This window comes from Stenotrophomonas sepilia, from assembly GCF_003244875.1.
GTDB lineage: Bacteria > Pseudomonadota > Gammaproteobacteria > Xanthomonadales > Xanthomonadaceae > Stenotrophomonas > Stenotrophomonas sepilia.
On the sequence record NZ_LXXZ01000085.1, the window covers coordinates 35,259 to 41,291 of the forward strand.

Genomic DNA, 6,033 nt, shown 5'->3' on the forward strand with positions numbered 1-6,033 from the left:
GCTCGTTCGTAGACCAGGAATCAAGGGTTGGCCGGCACAGGAGCGGGCTTGGCTTCCGGCGTGCTGTCTGCCTTCGGTTCGACCTTCGCCTCCGGCTTGGCTTCGGGCTTCACCGCAGCGGCCTTCGCGGCCTCGGCCTTCAACCGTGCGGCCACCGAACCGGGGTTCTTCAGCTCGGCCAGCGCGTCGTTGATCGGGCCGTCGCCCGGCAGCACCGCACCGGCGTGGTAGCCCTCGGTGCCTTCGTCATCGCCGCGCAGATGGCCCGGCAGTGTCGCTTCGCTGTAATCGCTCAGACTGGCCGGCAGGGCATCCTCCGCCGGAGTGGCGGCGGGCTTCAACTCAACATCCGGCACGATGCCGGTGGCCTGGATCGACTTGCCGCTGGGCGTGTAGTAGCGCGCGGTGGTCAGCTTCACCGAATCGCCGTTGTCCAGCGGCAGCACGGTCTGCACCGAGCCCTTGCCGAAGGTGCGGCTGCCCACCACGCGGGCGCGCTTGTTGTCGCGCAGCGCGCCGGCCAGCACTTCCGAGGCGCTGGCCGAACCGGCATCGGCCAGTACCACCACCGGTGCGCCCTTCAGCAGGTCGCCCGGGGTCGCGTCGAACCGGGCATCGCTGATGCTGATGCGGCCACGGGTGCTGACGATGTTGCCCTTGTCGAGCAGATCGTCGGCGACCTGCACGGCGGCCGTCAGCAGGCCACCCGGGTTGCTGCGCAGATCCAGCACCAGGCCCTTGAGCTGGCCACCGGACTGCTTCTGCAGCTGCTGCACGTGCTTCTGGAAGTCCGAGCCGGTATCGGCCTGGAAGGTGCTCAGGCGGATGTAGCCATAGCCCGGCTCGAGCAGGCGGCTGCGCACGCTGGTCACGCGGATGGTCTGGCGGGTCAGGCTGACATCGAACGGCTTCGGCTTGCCGTCACGCACGATGGTCAGCACCACCTTGCTGCCGGCCGGGCCGCGCAGCGGTTCACTCGCATCGATCGCGCTGATCGGCTTGCCGTCGATGGCGATGATCAAATCGCCGGCAAGGATGCCGGCCTTGGCTGCCGGCGTGTCGTCGATCGGCGCGATCACCTTCATGCTGGCGTTGTCCGGCTGCTGCTGCAGCTCCACGCCGATGCCCTCGTAGGCACCGTTGGCCTGCTCGTCGAAGGCCTGCGCGTCTTCCTTGTTGAAGTAGGTGCTGTGCGGATCAAGGTCGAGCAGCAGGCCACGCACGGCTGACTGCATCAGCTTCTTGTCATCGACCGGGTCGACATAGGCGGCGCGCACCGCGTTGTACACGGCCACGAAACGGCGGATTTCCTCCAGCGGCACCTTCGAGGTCACCGCCTCCTCGCTGTTCGCTGCCTGCCCGCTGGTTTCCTGGCTTGGGGCGGGCGCGGTCTGCTGCGCCCAGGACAGCGCTGGCAACAGGGCCAGCAAGAGGGTGGCGGTACGGGCTGCGCGCATGGATCACTCCTGTCGACGGTGGCATGGTGCCCAAGGCACATGCACCGATTATGCGCGAAGCACAGCTAAATTCCCGTTGAATCCGGCCCGCATTCGGCGGGCCAGGATTCAGCGCCGCTGCAGCCAGCTGTCCGGGTTGACCGGCTGCCCGCCACGGCGCAGCTCGAAGTACAGCGCGGTGACGCCCTGGCCGCCGGAATTGCCGACCTTGGCCACGGCATCGCCGCGGCTGACCCGCGCGCCAGCATCCTTCAGCAGGGTGTCGTTATGCGCGTAAAGGCTCATGTAGCCGTTGCCGTGGTCGACGATCAGGATCATGCCGTAGCCGGTCATCCAGTCGGAGAACACCACGGTGCCATCGGCCACGGCCGTGACCGTGCTGCCGGCTGGCGCGCCGATCAGCACACCGTTGCTGGTGCGCCCATCGGGCAGCTTGCCGCCATAGCGGGCCAGCAGGTTGCCGGACAACGGCCAACCCAGGCCGCCGACCTTCGGCGCCGGTGCCGACGCCACCGCAGGTGGAACCTTGGAGGGCGGCGGTGGACGGCCCTGCGCGGCGGCCTGGCGTGCGGCGCGCTCGGCAGCGGCTTTCTCGGCGGCGGCCCGGCGTGCAGCGGCGCGCCGCTCGGCTTCGGCCCGCGCGGCAGCGGCACGCAGGTTGGCCAGCAGCGTTTCCAGTGCTTTGGCGTCCTGGCCCAATGCCTGTTCCTTCTCGCGCTGGTCCTTGAAGCGCTCTTCCAGCGAGGCAACGGTCTTTGCGCGATCGCGGCGGTCCGCTTCCAGGGCGGCTGCCTGCTGTTTCTGGTCCTGCTGCGTCCCCTGCAGCTTCTGCTTGCGCTCGGCGATCTGCGCCTGCAGCGCTTCCAGTTCCTTCAGGTCGGCGGTCAGCGTGGTGATCCGCTGCGCACGCTCGCGCTGCAGGTAGCGATGGTAGGCCAGGGCGCGGTTGGCATCGGCCACCGTGTCCTGCGACAGCAGCAGCTTCAGTGGTGCGTGGTTGCCCAGCTGATACGCCGCGCGCAACAGCCCGGCCAGTTCGCGGTGCTGCTGGGCCAGGTTGCCCTGCAGCGTGCTGCGGCGCTGCTCGGCTTCGGCCAGGGCGCGGCCCTGCTCACGCAGCGCGGCTTCCGTCTGCGCAAGTGCACGGCCAGTGCGGGCTACCTTCTCGTCGGCCTCGCGCAGCTGCCGCGATGCCTGCCCGCGCTGGCCCTCGATCTGCCGTCGCTCCTGCGCCACGCCCTTCAGTTCGGTACGCAGTTTCTGCAGCTTGCGCTCGGTCTCGCGGGTGGTCTGCGCACCGCTGGGCAGCGGCAGGGCCAGCGCCAACGCCAGCCCCAGCAGCAGGCAGCGACCGCCGCGGGCAGCGGCGATGTGATGTCGGCGTGATGGGAAGACGTTGTCGCGCAAGGGCTTTCCAGTGACTTCAGGCAGTTGCGGGGGTTACCGGGGAATGGTGACATCTCCGCACGCGGCCTGCCAGCCGCACATCCATCGAGGTCGCCATGAAAACTCTTTCCATTCCGCTGCTGTTGGGCGTACTGCTGGCCACCGGGCCGGTCTGTGCGCAGGAGAACATCAGCAAGGTCAACGGCAGCATCAGCGCCGAACCCGGGCAACGCTACGGCAAGCTGGACACCGTCAACGGCGGCATCCGCGTCGGCGAGGGCGTCGAGACCGGCAGCATCGACACCGTCAACGGCGGGGTGAAGGTCGCCGACCGCGCGCGCACCGGCAAGATCGAAACGGTCAACGGTGGTGTGCGCCTGGGTCGTGAAGTGATCGCCAGTGGCGGCGTCAGCACCGTCAACGGCAGCATCTTCACCGATCGCGGCAGCCAGATCGAAGGCGGCGTCGAGACCGTCAACGGCGGCATCGGCCTGGTCGAGAGCCGCGTCGGCAAGGACGTGGAGACCGTCAATGGTGACATCACCGTCGGTATCGGTTCGCAGGTCAACGGCGGTGTGCATGTGCGCAAGCCGAACTTCAGTGTCTCGCTGACCGCCAGCCGCAAGCCGCGCGTGATCATCGGCCCGAATGCGGTGGTCACCGGCCCCCTGCAGTTCGAACGCGAAGTGGTGCTGTACGTGCATCGCTCCGCTCGCATCGGCCCGGTGACCGGCGCCGAGCCAATCCCGTTCGACACCGATACCGCCCCGGCGGACTGAACCCGCCGGACCTGCCGGTTCGGTAATACTCACTGTTACCGGTCGCGCATCAGGTGCGGCCGCCCTTTGTTCTCCAGGAATCGACGATGCCCCGCAAACTCCTCCTGTGCCTGGCCGCCGCGGCCGCGCTCAGTGCCTGCAAAGGCGAAAACACGCCCGCCGCCGCGCCGGCCACCGACACCGCTGCGGCGAAGCCGGCCGCCCATTCGTTCTCCCCGGAGATCAATGCCGGCGACTTCGCCGAGATGGTCAAGACGCTGGCCTCGGATGAGTTCGAAGGCCGCGCGCCGGGCAGCAAGGGCGAAGAGCTGACGGTCAACTACATCCGCGACTAGATGCAGCGCATCGGCCTGCAGCCCGGCAACGGCGACAGCTGGTTCCAGGATGTGCCGATGACCGAGACCACGGCCGACGAATCGACCGTGCTGAAGATCACCCAGGGCGGCAAGACCACCGAGCTGAAGTTCGGCACCGACATGGTGGTGGGTACCCGCACCGGCCAGGCCGAGGTAAAGGTCGATGCCAGCGACCTGGTGTTCGTCGGCTATGGCGTCGATGCGCCGGAGCAGAAGTGGAACGATTACGCCGGCCAGGACTGGAAAGGCAAGACGGTCGTCATGTTCGTCAACGACCCGGGCTTCCACGTCGAGGACGAGAAGCTGTTCGACGGCAAGCGCATGACCTACTACGGCCGCTGGACCTACAAGTTCGAGGAAGCCGCGCGCAAGGGCGCCGCTGCTGCACTGATCGTGCACGACACCGCCGGCGCCTCCTACGGCTGGGACGTGGTGAAGAACTCCTGGGCGGGCCCGCAGTACGACCTGCCGGCCAAGGATGACCCGGAAGCGCGCATTCCGGTGCAGGGCTGGCTGAGCGCCGACGCGGCCAAGGCACTGTTCGCCGGTGCCGGCCTGGACCTGGCGCAGGCCTACAAGGACGCCAGCAAGCGCGGTTTCAAGCCGGTGCCGCTGAAGGCCACCGCTGCGGTCGACCTGAAGAGCCAGATCGCACAGAAGCAGTCGCGCAACGTGGTGGGTGTGCTGCCGGGTAGCAAGCGCGCTGACGAGGCGGTGCTGTACATGGCGCACTGGGATCACCTGGGCAAGCATGAGGGCGAGACCGGCGACAACATCTACAACGGCGCCGTCGATAATGCGACCGGCGTCGCCGGTATTCTCGAAGTGGCCGAAGCCATGGCCCACCAGGACCCGAAGCCGGAGCGTTCGGTGGTGTTCCTGGCCGTGACCCTGGAAGAATCCGGCCTGCTGGGTTCGAAGTACTACGTCGCCCACCCGACCTTCCCGCTGGACAAGATCGCCGGCGTGATCAACATCGATGCCATGTCGGTGGCTGGCCGTGCCAAGGACGTGACCGTCACCGGGTTCGGCAGCTCGGAGCTGGAGGACATCCTCAAGCCGTTGGCCGCCGCCCAGGACCGTACGCTGCACGGTGAGACCTCGGTGCAAAGCGGCTTCTACTTCCGCTCGGATCACTTCAACTTCGCCAAGGCCGGTGTGCCAGCCCTGTACGCCGATGGCGGCGAGGACCTGCGCGAGGGTGGCGTGGAAGCGGGCCGCAAGGCCGCGGCGGACTACGGCGCCAACCGCTACCATGGCCCGAAGGACGAGTTCGACGCCGCCACCTGGAAGCTGGATGGCACCGTCGAAGACCTGCAGCTGATGTACGGCGTGGGCAAGGAACTGGCCGGTGGTGATCGTTGGCCGAACTGGTATGCAGGCAACCCGTTCAAGGCGGCCCGCGACGCGATGATGAAGGACAAGGCTTCGGCCAAGTAAAGTCGGGCCATGCTCGACTGAGCACTCTTGAGAGCAGAGCGGCGCCCCACGGGGCGCCGCTTTTCTTTTGCGTACCGTCGGCGGCAGATCCACGGCTGGTGTGGATCTGCCGGTAGTGCCGGCCGCTGGCCGGCAATCGATTGGTAGCGGCCAACCTTGGTTGGCGCCATGCTTCCTCGTGGACGGCATCCACGCAGGGCGTGGATCTAGCGGGCGATGTAACGCCATCGGGTTGCCGGCCAGCGGCCGGCACTACCCACGTTTCCTGCGCCCAAAGAAAAACCCCGCTGCGTCAGCAGCGGGGTTTTGGGTGTAAACCCTGGCGATGACCTACTCTCGCATGGCTTGAGCCACACTACCATCGGCGCAGCTGCGTTTCACTTCCGAGTTCGGGATGGGATCGGGTGGTTCCACAGCGCTAATTTCACCAGGGAGACGGTTGCAGCAGCGCTTGCAGCGCCAGCTTCGCGATCTTGCCCATGGGCGGAAGGTATCCAGAAAAGCAATGCCTTCACTTAATAAGAAAAACCCCACTGCGCCAGCAGCGGGGTTTTGGGTATAAACCCTGGCGATGACCTACTCTCGCATGGCTTGAGCCACACTACCATCGGCGCA

The 6,033-nt window shown here is 67.0% G+C and carries 3 protein-coding genes, 1 rRNA gene and 1 pseudogene; 2 read left to right on the top strand and 3 right to left on the bottom strand.

The features are described from left to right. Positions 1–20: 20 nt before the first annotated feature. Positions 21–1,457 carry a S41 family peptidase gene (locus tag A7X97_RS17230; protein ID WP_088496637.1) on the bottom strand — a complete coding sequence of 479 codons (1,437 nt, stop codon included), beginning with the start codon at positions 1,455–1,457 and terminating at the stop codon, positions 21–23. Positions 1,458–1,565: 108 nt separating this feature from the next. Next, positions 1,566–2,864 (bottom strand): murein hydrolase activator EnvC family protein, encoded by a 1,299-nt coding sequence (locus tag A7X97_RS17235; RefSeq protein WP_088496638.1) that lies wholly within the window; start codon positions 2,862–2,864, stop codon positions 1,566–1,568. Positions 2,865–2,959: 95 nt separating this feature from the next. On the opposite strand from A7X97_RS17235, the gene A7X97_RS17240 reads away from it, so the two are divergent. Both A7X97_RS17240 and A7X97_RS17245 read left to right on the top strand, forming a co-directional pair. After that, positions 2,960–3,622 carry a DUF4097 family beta strand repeat-containing protein gene (locus A7X97_RS17240; protein WP_088496639.1) on the top strand — a complete coding sequence of 221 codons (663 nt, stop codon included), beginning with the start codon at positions 2,960–2,962 and terminating at the stop codon, positions 3,620–3,622. Positions 3,623–3,708: 86 nt separating this feature from the next. Next, positions 3,709–5,418: pseudogene (locus tag A7X97_RS17245) on the top strand (M28 family metallopeptidase). Positions 5,419–5,735: 317 nt separating this feature from the next. Here the strand turns inward: A7X97_RS17245 and rrf are convergent. Next, positions 5,736–5,850: ribosomal RNA gene (gene rrf / locus A7X97_RS17250) — 5S ribosomal RNA — on the bottom strand. Positions 5,851–6,033: the final 183 nt, after the last annotated feature.